The sequence below is a fragment of the Erythrobacter sp. genome, from assembly GCA_019739335.1.
GTDB lineage: Bacteria > Pseudomonadota > Alphaproteobacteria > Sphingomonadales > Sphingomonadaceae > Alteraurantiacibacter.
Genome location: CP073261.1, coordinates 1,176,368 through 1,191,184, shown reverse-complemented (window position 1 = coordinate 1,191,184; position 14,817 = coordinate 1,176,368). Strand labels below are relative to the sequence as shown.

Here is a 14,817-nt window from a genome sequence, read left to right as displayed (position 1 = left end):
AGTCGGGGCGCGGCAGGCTGCCTACATGCGTAGTGCGAAAGCTCACGCCAATTCGCCCCGGACGATCGCCGCACCCTGCGCCATCGCCTGCATCTTGCCGAAAGCGACTTCGCGCGGGAGGTACTTCAGCCCGCAATCGGGGGCGATCACCAGCCGTTCTGGCGCGACATGCGGCAGCGCGCGGCGGATGCGCGCGGCGACCACGTCGGGCGCTTCCACCTCGTGCGTCGAGAGATCAAGCACGCCGAGGATCACCGTCTTCCCCGGCAGCTTTTCCAGCACCGCGGTATCGAGGTTCGACTGCGCGGTTTCGATCGAGATCTGCCCCACCGCCGCCGCTGCCAGTTCGGGCAGGAAGCTGTAGCCCTCGGGCCGTTCGTGGATCAGGTGCGCATAGCCGAAGCAGATGTGCAGCGCGGTGGTGCCCTGCACGCCTTCCAGCGCAGCGGCCAGCGCGGTCAGCCCGAAGGCCCGCGCCTTGTCGGGCCGCGCCTGCATGTACGGCTCGTCAAGCTGGACCACGTCCGCCCCGGCCGCGAACAGGTCCTTGATCTCGCCGTTCACCGCCTTGCCATAGGCCACCGCCAACGCTTCGGGATCGCCGTAGTAATCGTCCTGCGCCTGCTGGCTCATGGTGAACGGACCGGGCACGGTGATCTTCACCGGCTTGCTGGTATGCGCCTTCAGGAATTCGACATCGCGCACCTGCACCGCATGGCGGCGCGAAATTTCGCCCACCACGCGCGGCACCGGCACCGGCTCGCCAGAGCGGTCGAGCGCAGTGCCGTGGTTGTCCATGTCCACGCCATCCAACGCGGTGGCAAAGCGGTTCGAATAACTTTCCCGCCGCATTTCCCCGTCGGTTATGATGTCGAGGCCCGCACGCTCCTGCTCGTGGATGGCGTAAACGGTGGCATCGTCCCACGCCTCTTCGAGCATATCCTCCGGAATCCGCCAGAGTTCCTTCTGCCGGGTGCGTGGGGGAAAACGCCCGGCCAGCTTGGCCCGGTCAATCAGCCATTCGGGTTGCGCGTAGGAGCCGACCAGGCTCGTCGGCAGCAGGATCAATGCGCCTGCTCCAGCAGGTGATCGGGCCGCACGTCGTTGTTCGGCCGGTGATCGCCCGCCAGCCAGCGCTCGAGCTCGGCATGGGCATCGGCCTTGCGCAGCGCGTTGATCTGCTCGGCATGATCGGCGTCCAGCGTGAATTCGACGATCATGCCATCGGGATCGACGACATAGACCGAGCGGCAATAGCCATGTTCGAGCACGTAGGTCTGCGGCGGCTGGAACCCGGCAGCAGCGATCCGGCGTTCGAGTTCGGCCTGCGTTGCCGCGTCGACATTGAGCGCGATGTGGCGGAACGGCGAAGGCGGCACGGGGGAATTGAACTCGGCATCGTCCGCCGGATCGGCAAACTGGAAGAAGGCCAAAGCGCTGCCATCGGCCAGCCCGAAGAAGCAATGGCAATAGGTCCGCTCCGCGCCGAACAGTTCCTCCTGCTCGCACCAGGTGGCCACCAGAGGCATCCCCAGCACATCCTCATAGAAAGCCCGGGTCGCCCCCAGATCCTTCACGGTATAGGCGGTGTGATGCAGTCGGCTGGGAAGCAAATTGGCCATGGCGTGATCCTCCGTTTGTTGTGTCGCTGCGTCTGCCCCGTCAGGCGGCGAGCTTGGCAGCGATTTGCGCCACATGCTGCCCCTGGAAACGGGCGCCTGCAAGCTCGTTTTCGCTGGGTTGACGACTGCCGTCGCCGCCCGCCAGCGTGGTCGCGCCGTAGGGGGTGCCGCCGCTGATTTCGCCCATCTCGCTGTTGCCCGCGAAGGTATAGGGCAGGCCGACGATCACCATCCCGTGATGCAGCAGGGTGATGTGGAACGAAGTCAGCGTTGTCTCCTGCCCGCCGTGCTGGCTGGCGGTGGAACAGAACACCGAACCGACCTTGCCGACCAGCTTGTTCTGGAACCACAGCCCGCCGGTCTGGTCGAGGAAATTGCGCATCTGCGCGGCCATGTTTCCGAAACGGGTGGGGGTGCCGAAAATGATCGCGTCGTAATCGGCCAGTTCGTCCGGAGTGGCCACTTCGGCGGCCTGGTCGAGCTTCACGCCCGATGCCCGCGCGACTTCCTCGGGCACCAGTTCGGGCACGCGCTTTACCGTCACTTCGGTTCCTGCCACGCTCGCCGCACCTTCGGCCACGGCGTGGGCCATCGTCTCGATATGGCCGTAACTCGAATAGTACAGCACCAGAACCTTAGCCATTTTCGTTTCCCTTAGAATTCGTAACCCAGTTCCATGCCGTACCGCAGCCCCCGTGCCTTGTACACGAAGCCGCCGGGCGAGAATTCGGCGTTGTATTCCTCGTCGAACAGGTTCTGCGCAAAGGCGGTGACGGCCCAGCCATCCACTCGCACGCCCGCGCGGACATCGACAATGTCGACCGGATTGCGCGAGGTGGTGTTGTAGGGTTCCCACCAGGTCCGCCCGGTGCGGCGGTAATCGACACGGAACAGCGCATCCACGCTGTCGCTGATCGGCCCGTCATATTGCGCGCCAAGGTTCAGCGTATAGCGCGAGATCAGCGGGGCTTCGTTGCCGATCACCGTGGGATCGGGGAATTCGTCGATCTCGCTGTAGGTGACGCCCAGCGCCGCGCTGACATCGAAATAGGGGAACAGTTCCGCCGTCGCTTCCAGCTCGAAGCCGCTCAAGCTGACTTCGGGAATGTTGCCGAGGTTCTGGGTGGAATTGGCGGCAAGGAAGACGAAGAAATAGCTGTTGCGTGACTGTGTTTTGTACACCGCGCCGTTGATATCGGCGAACCCGACATCGGCCTTGAAGCCGAGTTCGAAGGTATCGGCGGTTTCGGCCTCAAAAATGTCGTTCACGCCGACGATGCCGTTGCTGGCGGCCACGCCGCCCACGCCCGTCTGGTTGAAGCCGCCCGAACGGAAGCCCCGGCCATAGCCGCCGTAGATCGTCAGATCGTCGTTGGGTTCGTAGGTCACGGTCAGGCGCGGCTGCCAGTCGTCGAAGGTTCGCGTGCGGACCTCGCCGGTGGCACCCTGCGGGAAGCCGGGGACATTGGGGAGGTAGGCGGTGGGGGTGAGCGTGGTGTTGCGGCGGCGATCGCGGTCATAGCGCAGCGAACCGTCGATCCGCAGCTGTTCGCTGATTTCGTACCCGGCATTGGCGAACAGTGCCCAGGCGAAATTCTCCTGCCCATCGGCAAGGAAGCTGAACTGCGGGTTCAGCGGGTTGGTGGAAGGGGTGCGGAACACCGGGAACACGCCGTTGTTGGTATCGATCATGTTGCCGGTGGAGATGTAGCGCTCGGTATCGATGAAATAGCCGCCGACCATCCAGTTGAACGGTCCGCTACCGCTCGGCGATTCGAGGCGGATTTCCTGGCTGATCGCCTTCACGTCGAGGAACTGGCTCTGGTTCAGGTCGAAGCCGTTGCCAGTGCCGAACAGGAATTCGAACAGGTTGAAGAAGAACGAATCCTCGATCGGCAGGAAGTCGAAGGCATCGCCTGTCAGCACTTCCTCGACCGTGTCGTACGAAGTGACCGAGGTGAACACCACGTTGTCGCCTTCGTAGACGGTGCGCAGCGCCAGATTGTTCATGTCGCGATCGTTCTGGCCGGGATTGTTCACCCGCACATCGAGGCTGGTGTCGTTCACATCGTTGACGATGTTGAAATAGAGCGCCTGGGTGCGCAGCTGGTTCATTGATGCGCGCAGGTCGAAGCTCAACCGGTCGGTGGCTTCGACCAGCAAGTTGGCGCGCAGGCTGAAATCTTCGACCGGATCGGCTTCCTCGCCAAGGAAGGTGTTCTCGATGAATCCGTCGGTGTTGTAGTACGAACCCGCCACGCGAAAGGCGACGCCTTCGGCCAGCGGGCCGCTGATGCCGCCGCGCGCATAGTAGCCAAAGCCGTTGTCCACGCCGACGCGCAGGTTGCCTTCGAGCACGTCGCTCGGCTGGCGAGTGGTGATGATGATCGCGCCGCCGATGGCATTGCGCCCGTAGAGGCCGCCCTGCGGACCCTTGAGCACTTCGATCTGTTCGATATCGAACAGGTCCTGGTTGAACTGCGCGGGATTCACCTGCTGCACCCCGTCGATCACCACCGCCACCGATGGCTCCGAATTGCGCGCCTGGGTGATGCCGCGGATGATGATGAACGAGTTACCCGCGTTCTGCGTCTCGACCAGATTGACGTTGGAGGTGAGCGCGATGAAATCGCCCGGCCGCTCGATCCCGGCATTGGTGATGGCCTGCGCGTTGAACGCGGTGATCGCGGCTGGGGTATCCTGCAAGCTCTCCTCGCGGCGCAGCGCGGTGACGACGATGTCGTTGCCGGTGGCTGCTTCGGCCTGCGGTTCTTCGGTGGACTGATTGTCCTGCGCATGGGCTGGCGCGGTCAGAATGGCTGCCGAGATCGCAATGGCGCTGGCGAAGGATAACCCCTGAGCTTTCATGCACTCACTCCCCATGATGGCGCGATTCTGCACCTTTATGGGTTGCGTGTTACATGCTTCGAAATGCGAAGTCAAATTCGATATGCGAAAAACTAGGCGGCAGTTAGCGAGGCTGCCAGCGCAGGCCACTGCCGTAAGGCTGCCTCGATTTCGGCAGCGGCGTTGCGGAGGAGCGGTAGCCTGGTCCGCACCAGCTCGTCCTGCGAAATGCGGGTGGTGGAGGTGGAGCAGTTGATCGCCGCGATGGTCCGGCCCTCGCGATCGCGGATCGGAATAGCGACCGATACGATGCCATAATCGAGTTCATCGAGCGCCGAATCGTAGCCCCGCTCGCGGACCAGTTGGAAACGCTCTTGCAGTGCCTGGGGATCGGTCAGGGTGCGTTCGGTAAAGCGCTGCAATGTGCCCGATTGAACCAATTGTGCGCCCGTTGCGTCGCTTGAAAACGCCGCGAGGACCTTTCCCATGGAGGTTGCGTGGAAGGGGTAGCGGGTGCCGACATTGGTTTGCAGCCGGAACCGCCGGTCGGTCGAAACGTGCGCGACATAGAGGATTTCGCTGCCCGAAAGCACCGCGAGCGAGGCGCTGTCGCCGGTCTGGTCGCGCAGATTCTGCAACGCCGGCAAGCAGATATCCTGCACGTGCATCGAGCTGAGGAAGGCCGAACCGATGGTCAGCACCGCGGGCTTGAGCATGAAGCTACGCCCCTGCCGCCCGACATAGCCGATCTCCACCAGCGTATTCAGGCAGCGCCGCGCAACTGCCGGAGAAAGCGCTGTTTTCTGCGCCACCTGGGTCAGCGTCATTTCCGGATGGTCGGCATCAAACGCGGTAAGCACCCTGAGGCCCCGTTCCAGCGTGGAGAGAAATTCAGGGTCCTTGCTTTCGGCCATAGTGCGGCTAACCTTTTGTTGCGGCGCGAATTTCTGCGTCGTGCTGGCCGAGTGTGGGCGGGGCGGTGACTTCGGTCATCCGCTCGCCATCGAAGCTGAGCGGGGAGCGGATCGTGCGAAACTCTCCGTGCGGCCCAGCGGGATCGGCGACTTCGATTCTCAACGCCCTGGCCTGCTCGCTGTCGAGCACTTCGCGCGAGGTGCGCACTTCGGAATGAGGGACTTCCAGCTTTTCAAGCACCTGCGCCCAATCGCCGCGCGGCCTGCCGGCGAAGATCGGGGCGAGGAAGGCAATCACCTCGTCATAGTGCGCAATCCGCGCCTCGCGGCTGGCAAACTCGGGCCGGGCGAGCATATCCGGCTGCCCGACCGCCGTGGCGAGGTTCTCCCAGAACTTGGGCGGGGAGGACATGTGCAAGGCGATCCATTTTCCGTCCGCACATTCAAACACATAGCTCTGCGAAACATGCGGACGCGAGTACGGCCCCATCACTTCGCCAGCGGACAAAAGGTGGGTGAAATCATCCAGATTGAAGTGGCACATCGCCTCGAACATCGACGTTTCGACCAGCCGTCCCTTGCCGGTCGAATGCCGCTCATTCAGCGCCGCCAGAATCCCCAGCGCGCAGTAGAAACCCGTCATCGCATCGGCAATCGCCGGACCGACAACGCGCGGATGATCGGGATTGACCAGCAGCCGCAGGAACCCGCTCGCCGCCTGCGCCACGGTGTCGAAGGCGGGCCGGTCCCGGTCCGGCCCCTCGGCGCCGAAGCCGGAAATCGAGGCATAGACCAGGGCCGGATTGATCCCCCGCAACCGCTCCGCATCCACCCCCAGCTTGGCCGCAACCCCCGGCCGGAAATTCTGAATGAAAACATCCGCATCCGCGACCAGCGAATCGAACTGAGCCAAGTCCTCAGCCTTGCGCGTATCCAGCGTCACGCTCCGCTTGTTGCGATTGTAGGTCTGGAAATGCGGAGAGTAGAGCCCACCCTTGAACGAACGGAAAGGATCGCCCAACCCCGGCAGCTCGACCTTGATGACATTCGCGCCCAGATCGGCCAGCAACATCCCCGCAGCGGGGCCGGTGATGAAAGTGCCCATTTCGAGCACAGTGACATCCTGCAGCGGCTTGGCGGTCATCCTTGGCATCCCCGGCTTCAAAGCATATTGTTGACTCTCTCCTATATTCTTCGAATAACGAAATCAACTTCGCCATTCGAAAAAGGAGAGTGCCATGCGGATCGGGAAACAGGACAACGCGGTCAGTTCGATCTGCCAGTCGGATGCCACCAGCATCACCGTTCGCGGGCTTGACCTGTGCAGCGAGGTCATTGGCAAGCTCGATTTCACCAGCTATTTCTGGCTATTGGTCACCGGCGTACAGCCCAGCGAGAAGCAGCGCGTGCTGGCCGACGCGGTGCTCTGCGCGATTGCCGAACACGGACTCGTGCCGAGCGTAGTCGCCACCCGGATGACCTATGCTGCCGCGCCCGAAGCATTCCACGGCGCGGTCGCCGCCGGTCTGCTCGGTTGCGGATCGGTGGTGCTGGGCAGTGCCGAGGTGGCCGGGCGCTTCTACGCCCAATGTGTTGCCAAGGTGCGGGAGGGAATATCGGCCGGGGAAGCCGCGAAGGCCGGGATAGCTGCCCTTCGTGCCGAGAAGAAGGCGATCCCCGGTTTCGGCCACCCGCAGCATTCGGGCGGCGATCCGCGTGCGCATCGCCTGCTCGCCATCGCTGCCGAACAGGGCATGGAAGGCGAGCACATCGCCATGCTGCGAACCATTGCAGCGGTGCTGCCCGAAGCCATCGGCCGGAGCCTGCCGATCAATGTCAACGGGGCGATCCCGGCCGTGATGCTCGATGCAGGCTTCCCGCTTGCCGCGCTCAAGGGCATCTCGCTGCTCGCCCGCACCGCCAGCCTGATCGCGCACCTGCAGGAAGAAAGCGAAGGCCCGATCGGCTTCATCATGAGCGGCGCAGCGGCGGACCGGATCGAATTCGCGCCGATGGAGGACTGAGCCGGCTATTCGAACCCGTAGTCCGAATAGTCCTTCATATTGGGCGAGGTGAACTTGGTGAATTCGCTCTGGAAATGCAGCGGCACATTGCCGGTGGAGCCGTGCCGCTGCTTGGCGACCATCAGCGTCGCGCGGTTTTTCAGCTCCATGTAGCGGTCTTCCCAGGTCCGGTACTTCTCCTTGTCGGCTTCCGAACTGGTCTCGGTCACCATGTCCGGGCGTGAGGCTTCGTGGTAGTATTCGGCACGGAAGATGAACCACACCATGTCCGCGTCCTGCTCGATCGATCCCGATTCGCGCAGGTCGGACAGCATCGGCCGCTTGTCCTCGCGCGATTCGACGGCGCGGCTGAGCTGCGAGAGCGCGATCACCGGCACCTGCAATTCCTTGGCCAGGGTCTTCAACCCTCGGCTGATCTCGGAAATCTCGTTCACCCGGTTGTCGCTGGCGCGGCCCGAGCCTTGCAGCAATTGCAGGTAATCGACCACGATCAGCCCGATGTCGTGCCGCCGCTTCAACCGACGGGCGCGGGTGCGCAGGCCGGAAATGGTGAGCGCGGGCGTATCGTCGATATAGAGCGGCAACTCGCTCAGGCGCTGCGCCGCGTAGGACAGCTTGTGGAATTCGTCGCGGTTGAGCTTGCCGGAGCGCAGCGCTTCGGAAGAAACCTCCGCCTGTTCGGCGAGGATACGCGTGGCGAGCTGGTCGGCGCTCATTTCCAGGCTGAAGAAGGCGGCAGGTGCGCCGTAATTGTTCGGCCCGCCGTCGCGCATCCATTTGAGATGTTCCTCGGCGCAGTTGAAAGCGATGTTCATCGCCAGCGAGCTCTTGCCCATGCCGGGGCGCCCGGCGAGGATGATCAGATCGGAATTGTGCAGCCCGGCGGTCTTGTTGTCGATCACTTCCAGCCCGGTGGTCTTGCCCGACAGGCCGCCGCCCGAATTCATTGCCGCTTCGACGAGCTTGATCGCCGCGTGCGAAGCCGAGCGGAAACTGGTCCCGGTGTTCTCGGTGGTCGCCCCGTCGGCCACTTCGAACAGCCGCGCCTCGGCCTTTTCGATCTGCACCATCGGTTCGACCTCGGAGGTATCGAGCGCGGTCTCCACCAGTTCGCGGCCTACGCTGACGAGTTCGCGCAGCAGCGCCAGATCGTATATCTGCTGCGCCAGTTCGCGCGGGGCGAGCAGGCCCTGCCCGTCGGCAGTGAGCTGGGCGAGATAGGCGCTGCCGCCGAGTTCGCGCAGTCCTTCGTCGGCTTCGAAATAGGGTTTCAGCGTCACCGGGGTGACGACCATCTGCCGTTCGACCCCGATCAGGATGCGTTCGTAGATGCGCTGGTGGACGGGGGCGAAGAAATGCTGCGGGCGCAGTTCGATCGGCAGTTCTTCCAGCACCCGGTTGTCGATCAGCGCCGCGCCGATGAACGCCGCTTCGGCTTCAAGGTTGGCGGGCAGCGAGCGCCCTTGCGGGGCACTGGAATCGCCTGCGGCATGGGCGGCAGAATCGGGGCGGAGGAGCAGGTCGGACGCGGTCATATGCGGGCTTCATGGAAGCCTGCGGGCGCGGCGGCAAGGCGTGGCCTGTATCATTTTCCACCCGCAGCCTGTGGAAAGCGGGGACGACGCGCGCAGCCGCCTGTTTCGCAATTGCAATATACCCCCGCGCTGGGCCAAGAGGGGCGCGCGATGGATGCCACGAACAATCTTGCCGAGGCCGACAACCGGATCGAGCGAATCACGCTCGATGAGGCGACCGTGCTTGCCCGCAACGAGGAGATCGAGAAGGAGCGCGAAATTGCGCTGCGCGATCTGGTGGAAGACAACCTGTTTCGCCCGCTGCGCGCCATCGAGCAGGGGCATCAGGGGCCGTGGCACGTGCATCTCGCCATCGTGGAGGGGATGTTGGCGCTGCAACTGAGTGACCGCGCAGGGAACGACGCGGGCACCATCGGGCTGGGCCTGTCGCGCCTGCGCCGCGTGGTGCGCGAATATTTCGCCATTTGCGACAGCTACTACAAGGCGCTGCGGCGTGCTTCCGCGCAGGAAATCGAGACCATCGACATGGCCCGGCGCGGCATCCACGATCGCGGGACGCGGCAGCTGGAGGAAGCGCTGGAGAACAAGATCGAAACCGATTTCGACACCGCGCGGCGGCTGTTTACACTAATTTGCGTACTCCACACCAAGGGGTGATGGCGTGTCGCTGCGTTTGCATTAGAGGTCGCGCCCGATGGGCAAGAAGAAGAAAAGCGTGCTGCGCTTCTGGATCGAGGCGCTGCTGCTACTGGCATTGGCGGGCACTGGCGGCTGGCTGTGGTGGCAGACCCGGCACTGGGCACCGCCGCGCGGCACCTTCCCTTCGCAAGGGCTGGTGACGGGCGAAAGCGACGGAGTGGTGGACGTATCCGCGCTGCGCACCGCGCGGGTCGATTTCGTCTATCTCGAAGCGAGCAGCGGGGCGAGCGGACGCGATGCTGTGTTCGGGCGCAATCTGGCCGCGCTGGCCGATACCGGCATCCGTCACGGCGCCGTCCACGCCTACGATCCCTGCGTTCCCGCAGAGCGGCAGGCGGCCAACTTCGTCACCATCGTTCCGCGCGATCCGGAACTGCTGCCCCCCGCCATCGCGCTCGCCAAGCCCGCGAGCGCCTGCAACGATCCGGTGGTGGAAGCGGCGCTGGAGAGTGAGCTGACCACCTTTATCAACCAGGTCGAAGGCCATGCCGGGCAGCCGGTGGTGCTGAAAGTGAGCGAGGAATTCGAAACGGCCTACGGCATCGCCGCACGAATCGAACGCAACCTGTGGCTGGAGAAGAACTGGGTCCAGCCCGATTATGCCGGGCGGCCGTGGGTGCTGTGGACCGCGAACAGCGCCCTCGCCAATCCGGCCAACGGCGAACCGATGCGCTGGGTGGTGTTGCAGCCCTAAACGTCGGCGCCGGAAGCGCTTGATAAGGATTCTTCGCAGAGAACGCAGGGATAACGGAGTGCGCAGGGATTGCGCGCCGTGCCGATCTCTCCGCGCCCTCATTCTTCTCTGCGTTCTGCGAGAATCAATTTGCTCCCGCCGACAGCGGGAATGCGAGATCGTTATCCCGCCTTATCCTCCAGCCATTCGACCAGCGCCGCGAGGCATTCGCGGGCCAGCGCCTTGCTGCGTTCGGGGCTCCAGCCCTGCATCGGATCGGGCCAGTCGTCGTTGTCCTTGAATGGCATTTCCAGCGTCATCGCCACGGCGCCGAAGCGTTCGGCAACCTGGTTGGTGCTCATCGAGAGGTTGGCCTTGCCCGGCGGGGTCTTGGGATAGCCCTTGGCGGTCTGGAAATCGGGGCAGCGGCGGGCAAGGATACGCTCGTAGCGGTAGAACTGTTCGCCCAGTGCATCGGTCCACGAGGGGATGCCTTCGAAGCCCGCAAGGAACACCGCCGGAATCGCTTCGTCGCCGTGGACGTCCATCGCGAAATGCACGCCGGTCTCGTCCATCGCGTTGCGCAGGGCGAGCACTTCGGGCGAGCGATCGGCGCTCGGTTCGGCCCATTCGCGGTTGAGGTTCACGCCTTCGGCATTGGTGCGCAGGTGGCCGCGAAAGCTGCCGTCGGGATTGCAGTTGGGCACCACGTGCAGGCGGCAATTCTGGCGCAGGATGCGCCCGACCGTGTCGGCGGGATCGGTGAGCAGTTCCAGCGCGCCTTCCATCCACCATTCGGCCATGCTTTCGCCCGGATGCTGGCGTGCATAGAGCCAGACCTCGGTCTCGCCCTCGCCCATTTCTAGGCAATCGATACTGCGCCCGTCGAGCGTGGTGCCGAGGCGGCGGTATTCCACACCCTCGCTGCTCGCGGCTTCGGCGACCAGATCGTTGTGCCGCTCGAGAGAGTAGGGTGCGAAATAGGCGAAATATGCGATATCGCTCGCGGGAGTGTAGCGCACCGTCATGGTGTCGTCGGGCTGATCGTAAGCGGTGTCGGCGCGGCCCCAGAAGGCACGGTCTTCCGAAATGCAGGCGCGGTATCCGGGCCAGCCCTGCGGATAGGCGGTGTCCTTCAGGCCTTCGAAGGTCAGCACCAGTTCGCGTCCTGCCGCGCCGGAAACGCGGAAGTGGAACCATTGCGCGAATTCGCTCTGGTAATCGCGTGGGATGCGCAGGCGGGCAGTGGCACCGTCGATGGCCACCACTTCGATATTGCCGCTGTCGAAAGCGGCGTCGATCACGATATTGCTGTGCGTCATTCGACTTCGATAGTCTCTCCGGAGACGCCGGGGAACCCTGCAAACAGCGACTCGACCATCCGCGCGGCTGCGGCTTGCTCATTGGCATAATCGCTGTTGCTGGTTGCGGTCATGTTGGCGCGGCCTTCCCACAGGTTCGGACCTCCGCTGGCGGGACGGATGGCGACGAAAAGTTGCCGCTCGATCCGTTCGGGTGGCGGCCCGCCGAGGCTACCCAGGTTGATCCCGACGCCGACACCCACGCCCGAACCGTAGGTGCCTGTCGATCCGCCCACGCCGACACCTACCGGGCTGCGCCGTTCTTCGGGATCGGCCAGAGTGGAAGTGAGCGCAATCGCGGCCACCTGCCCGGCATCGCTCGCGACCACCCGATAGCCGATCGCTTCCAGCTCGCTGCGCACCGCATCGGCATAGGCAGCAAAGGCGAGCGAATCGCCATCCAGCCCCGGCGCGGCGGTAACGCTGATCGTGCCTTGGCCCAGCTGCTGCGGGGCAGCGCCGGTGAAGCGCGTCACCTCGACCGGGGAGACATAGGCGGGGGTGGCGCAGGCACCGAGCAGGGCGCTGGCGGCGAGGAGCGGGAGGATGGCGGTTTTCATGGTGTGGATTAACGCACGAAATGACCTCTCGTGCCAAGCGGCGTTTGCAAGTCATTGCCCCTTAACCCGATCCTGCTAACCGGCTTCTCCCATGAGCGACTACAAACCCCCCGTACTCGTCACCGGCGGCGCCGGGTATATCGGCAGCCATGCCGTCCTTGCCCTGCGCGATGCCGGCTGGCCGGTGGCGGTGATCGACAATCTGACGACCGGCTTCCGTTTCGCCATTCCCGATGGCGTGCCGCTGTATCTCGGCGATATCGAAGACGGCGCATTGCTGGCGCGCATCTTTGCGGAGCAAGGAACGCGGGCAATCATGCACTTCGCAGGCTCCATCGTGGTGCCCGAGAGCGTCGAGAAGCCGCTCGACTATTACCACAACAACACCGTGAAAAGCCGCGCGCTGCTGGCAGCGGCAGTGGCGGCAGGCGTGCCGCACTTCATCTTCTCCAGCACCGCGGCCACTTACGGCGTGCCCGAGGAATCGCCGGTGCGCGAGGATTCGCCCAAGATTCCGATCAATCCCTACGGCTGGTCCAAGCTGATGACCGAGCAAATGCTGGCCGACACCGTCGCCGCGCATCCGCTTAATTACTGCGCCCTGCGCTATTTCAACGTCGCCGGGGCCGACCCGCAGGCGCGCAGCGGGCAATCGACCGCCGGGGCCACCCACCTGATCAAGGTGGCGGTGGAAGCGGCGCTGGGCAAGCGCGACCATGTCAGCGTGTTCGGCACCGATTACGACACGCCCGATGGCACCGGGGTGCGCGATTACATCCACGTCAGCGATCTCGCCGCTGCGCATGTGCTGGCGCTGGAAGCGCTGCTCGCCGATCCCGCACGTTCGATGACGATGAACTGCGGTTACGGGCGCGGCTTCTCGGTGATGGAAGTGTTGGACGCAGTGGACCGGGTGACGAACCTGAAGCTCAATCGCGTGATGTCCCCGCGCCGCGCGGGCGATCCTGCCGCGCTGATTTCCGATCCCTCGCGGATCAAGGCCACCCTGCCGTGGCAGCCGCAGCACGCCGATCTCGATGCCATCGTGAACCATGCGCTGGCCTGGGAGCGGCGGCTGGCGGAGATAAGGGGAGGCTCGGTCAGCGACTAGCCAACCGCAAGGCCGAACGGCCGCCCGCAGGTGCGCCCCGTAGCGCCAGCGGAGGGAACAGCACCGAGGACGCTGCGACGGAGGTCGCAGCGAAAAGCAAACGGCGCAGAGAAGGTTGACTTCACCGCCTCGCCCCCTTATCGGCGCGGCTTGAAATTCCGGCATCGGAGTCCCGCTCCGGTGCCCATTATTTTTCAGGAATAAACCATGAAGATCCGCAACAGCCTCAAGTCGCTGAAGAACCGCCATCGCGATTGCCGCGTGATTCGTCGTCGCGGGCGTACCTACGTGATCAACAAGACCAACCGCCGGTTCAAGGCCCGCCAGGGCTAATCGGTCTATGCCGCGCCTGATTCGCGGCATTGGTCTCCTGCAAAGCCCCCGCGCAACCGGGGGCTTTTTGCATGTCTGATGCGCATCCCGTTGGCGCCGTCGTCTTCGACATCGGGCGGGTCATCATCCGCTGGGACCTGCGGTACCTGTTCGAAAAGCTGATCGACGATCCGGCGGAACTGGACTGGTTCCTTGCCAATGTCGTCACCGAGCAATGGCACCACCAGCAGGACGAAGGCCGCCCGCTGGCCGAGATCGTGCCCGAGCGAATCGCCCGGTTCCCCGAGCACGAGCCGCTGATCCGCGCCTACGCCGAACGATTCGCGGAAACCTATCCCGAGCACATCCCCGGCACGCTCGATCTGATCGAACGGCTCAAGGCGCGCGGGGTGCCGCTGTTCGGCCTGTCCAACTTCGGTGCCGACTTCTGGGACGTGTTCCACGCCGGCCAGCCGGTATTCGAGGGGTTCGGCGATATCGTCGTCTCCGGCCACGAGAAGCTCGCCAAGCCCGACCCGGCAATCTACGCGCTGGCGGAACGCCGCTTCGGCCTGCCGCCGCAGTCGCTGCTGTTCATCGACGACAAGCCCGAGAACATCGCCGCCGCCGTTGCGCGCGGCTGGCAGGGGCACGTGTTCACCGATGCGGAGCGGCTGGAGCAGGACCTGGTCGCGCGCGGCCTGATCGGCTGATTCCAAAAAAAGAGCCCCGGAACCTTGCGGTTGCCGGGGCAATGGAATGCCACCCCGGATGGAGAGGGAGGTGGCGGGATGAGATGCTGCGGCTCAGCCGTTGCAGCGTGCCAGAACGTCTGCCGCCACCGGTTCACCGCGCACGGCGAACGCCGCGACCTGGCCCACTTCACGGCGCAGTTCCGAACAGACGCGCAGTGGGCGGTCACCGCTGCGCGGGCCGGTGCAGGTGGTGCCCTCGCAGGTGAACACCACGCCGCCGGCAATGGCCTGCTCCTCGGTGGCGGGCTGCGCCAGTTCGGCGCTGAAATAGGGAGTAGCGGCCGTCTGCGCGGTCAGCGGCGCAGCGAAAGCGGCGAGCGGCAGGGCGGCGACGAGCAACGAGGAGAAGAGGCGCGACATGGGAGGACTCCTTGTGGACATATTTGTAAGTTGCGTTTGACAAC

16 protein-coding genes are annotated in these 14,817 nt (G+C 64.2%); 6 read left to right on the top strand and 10 right to left on the bottom strand.

The annotated features are described in order from the left end of the window. Positions 1-42: 42 nt before the first annotated feature. The 6 genes from JY451_05825 to JY451_05800 form a co-directional block, all read right to left on the bottom strand. Positions 43-1,065, bottom strand: coding sequence for a 5-methyltetrahydropteroyltriglutamate--homocysteine methyltransferase (locus tag JY451_05825; protein QZH76591.1), 1,023 nt, complete (start codon positions 1,063-1,065; stop codon positions 43-45). Continuing rightward, entirely contained in the window at positions 1,065-1,622 is a 558-nt protein-coding gene (locus tag JY451_05820; protein ID QZH76077.1) for a VOC family protein, read from the bottom strand. The genes JY451_05825 and JY451_05820 overlap by 1 nt, the downstream gene beginning before the upstream one ends. 40 nt (positions 1,623-1,662) lie before the next feature. Further along, positions 1,663-2,265 (bottom strand): NAD(P)H:quinone oxidoreductase, encoded by a 603-nt coding sequence (wrbA, locus tag JY451_05815; GenBank protein QZH76076.1) that lies wholly within the window; start codon positions 2,263-2,265, stop codon positions 1,663-1,665. An 11-nt stretch (positions 2,266-2,276) separates the two neighbouring features. Next, positions 2,277-4,490 carry a TonB-dependent receptor gene (locus tag JY451_05810; protein ID QZH76075.1) on the bottom strand — a complete coding sequence of 738 codons (2,214 nt, stop codon included), beginning with the start codon at positions 4,488-4,490 and terminating at the stop codon, positions 2,277-2,279. Positions 4,491-4,582: 92 nt separating this feature from the next. Continuing rightward, a complete protein-coding gene (locus JY451_05805; protein QZH76074.1) occupies positions 4,583-5,383 on the bottom strand; it encodes a helix-turn-helix domain-containing protein in 801 nt (266 codons plus the stop codon). A gap of 7 nt (positions 5,384-5,390) precedes the next feature. Next, complete coding sequence (locus tag JY451_05800; GenBank protein ID QZH76073.1) at positions 5,391-6,527, bottom strand: CoA transferase; 1,137 nt, start codon at positions 6,525-6,527, stop codon at positions 5,391-5,393. A gap of 94 nt (positions 6,528-6,621) precedes the next feature. Here JY451_05800 and JY451_05795 point away from each other — a divergent pair, with 94 nt between their 5' ends. Beyond that, positions 6,622-7,407 carry a citryl-CoA lyase gene (locus JY451_05795; protein ID QZH76072.1) on the top strand — a complete coding sequence of 262 codons (786 nt, stop codon included), beginning with the start codon at positions 6,622-6,624 and terminating at the stop codon, positions 7,405-7,407. 5 nt (positions 7,408-7,412) lie between these two features. On the opposite strand, the gene JY451_05790 is transcribed toward JY451_05795, so the two are convergent. Next, positions 7,413-8,942, bottom strand: coding sequence for a replicative DNA helicase (locus JY451_05790; protein ID QZH76071.1), 1,530 nt, complete (start codon positions 8,940-8,942; stop codon positions 7,413-7,415). 150 nt (positions 8,943-9,092) lie between these two features. On the opposite strand from JY451_05790, the gene JY451_05785 reads away from it, so the two are divergent. Both JY451_05785 and JY451_05780 read left to right on the top strand, forming a co-directional pair. Further along, positions 9,093-9,599, top strand: a complete 507-nt coding sequence (locus JY451_05785; GenBank protein ID QZH76070.1) for a UPF0262 family protein — start codon at positions 9,093-9,095, stop codon at positions 9,597-9,599. A 37-nt stretch (positions 9,600-9,636) separates the two neighbouring features. Then, a complete protein-coding gene (locus JY451_05780; GenBank protein ID QZH76069.1) occupies positions 9,637-10,335 on the top strand; it encodes a glycoside hydrolase family 25 protein in 699 nt (232 codons plus the stop codon). Between the two features lie 161 nt (positions 10,336-10,496). Here the strand turns inward: JY451_05780 and JY451_05775 are convergent, their stop codons facing one another. Both JY451_05775 and JY451_05770 read right to left on the bottom strand, forming a co-directional pair. Next, positions 10,497-11,636: a hypothetical protein gene (locus tag JY451_05775; GenBank protein ID QZH76068.1), complete on the bottom strand. Its 1,140-nt coding sequence runs from the start codon at positions 11,634-11,636 to the stop codon at positions 10,497-10,499. Continuing rightward, complete coding sequence (locus JY451_05770; protein ID QZH76067.1) at positions 11,633-12,235, bottom strand: DUF4136 domain-containing protein; 603 nt, start codon at positions 12,233-12,235, stop codon at positions 11,633-11,635. The genes JY451_05775 and JY451_05770 overlap by 4 nt, the downstream gene beginning before the upstream one ends. Before the next feature lie 91 nt (positions 12,236-12,326). On the opposite strand from JY451_05770, the gene galE reads away from it, so the two are divergent. The 3 genes from galE to JY451_05755 all read left to right on the top strand — a co-directional run bounded on the left by galE (position 12,327) and on the right by JY451_05755 (position 14,371). Continuing rightward, positions 12,327-13,346 (top strand): UDP-glucose 4-epimerase GalE, encoded by a 1,020-nt coding sequence (gene galE, locus JY451_05765; GenBank protein ID QZH76066.1) that lies wholly within the window; start codon positions 12,327-12,329, stop codon positions 13,344-13,346. A 207-nt stretch (positions 13,347-13,553) separates the two neighbouring features. Continuing rightward, the gene (gene ykgO, locus JY451_05760; protein QZH76065.1) at positions 13,554-13,679 is read left to right on the top strand and encodes a type B 50S ribosomal protein L36; all 126 of its coding nucleotides are present in this window, start codon (positions 13,554-13,556) and stop codon (positions 13,677-13,679) included. 71 nt (positions 13,680-13,750) lie between these two features. Beyond that, positions 13,751-14,371 carry an HAD family phosphatase gene (locus JY451_05755; GenBank protein ID QZH76064.1) on the top strand — a complete coding sequence of 207 codons (621 nt, stop codon included), beginning with the start codon at positions 13,751-13,753 and terminating at the stop codon, positions 14,369-14,371. 93 nt (positions 14,372-14,464) lie between these two features. Here JY451_05755 and JY451_05750 read toward each other — a convergent pair whose 3' ends face one another. Then, positions 14,465-14,773: a hypothetical protein gene (locus JY451_05750; protein QZH76063.1), complete on the bottom strand. Its 309-nt coding sequence runs from the start codon at positions 14,771-14,773 to the stop codon at positions 14,465-14,467. Positions 14,774-14,817 lie beyond the last annotated feature (44 nt).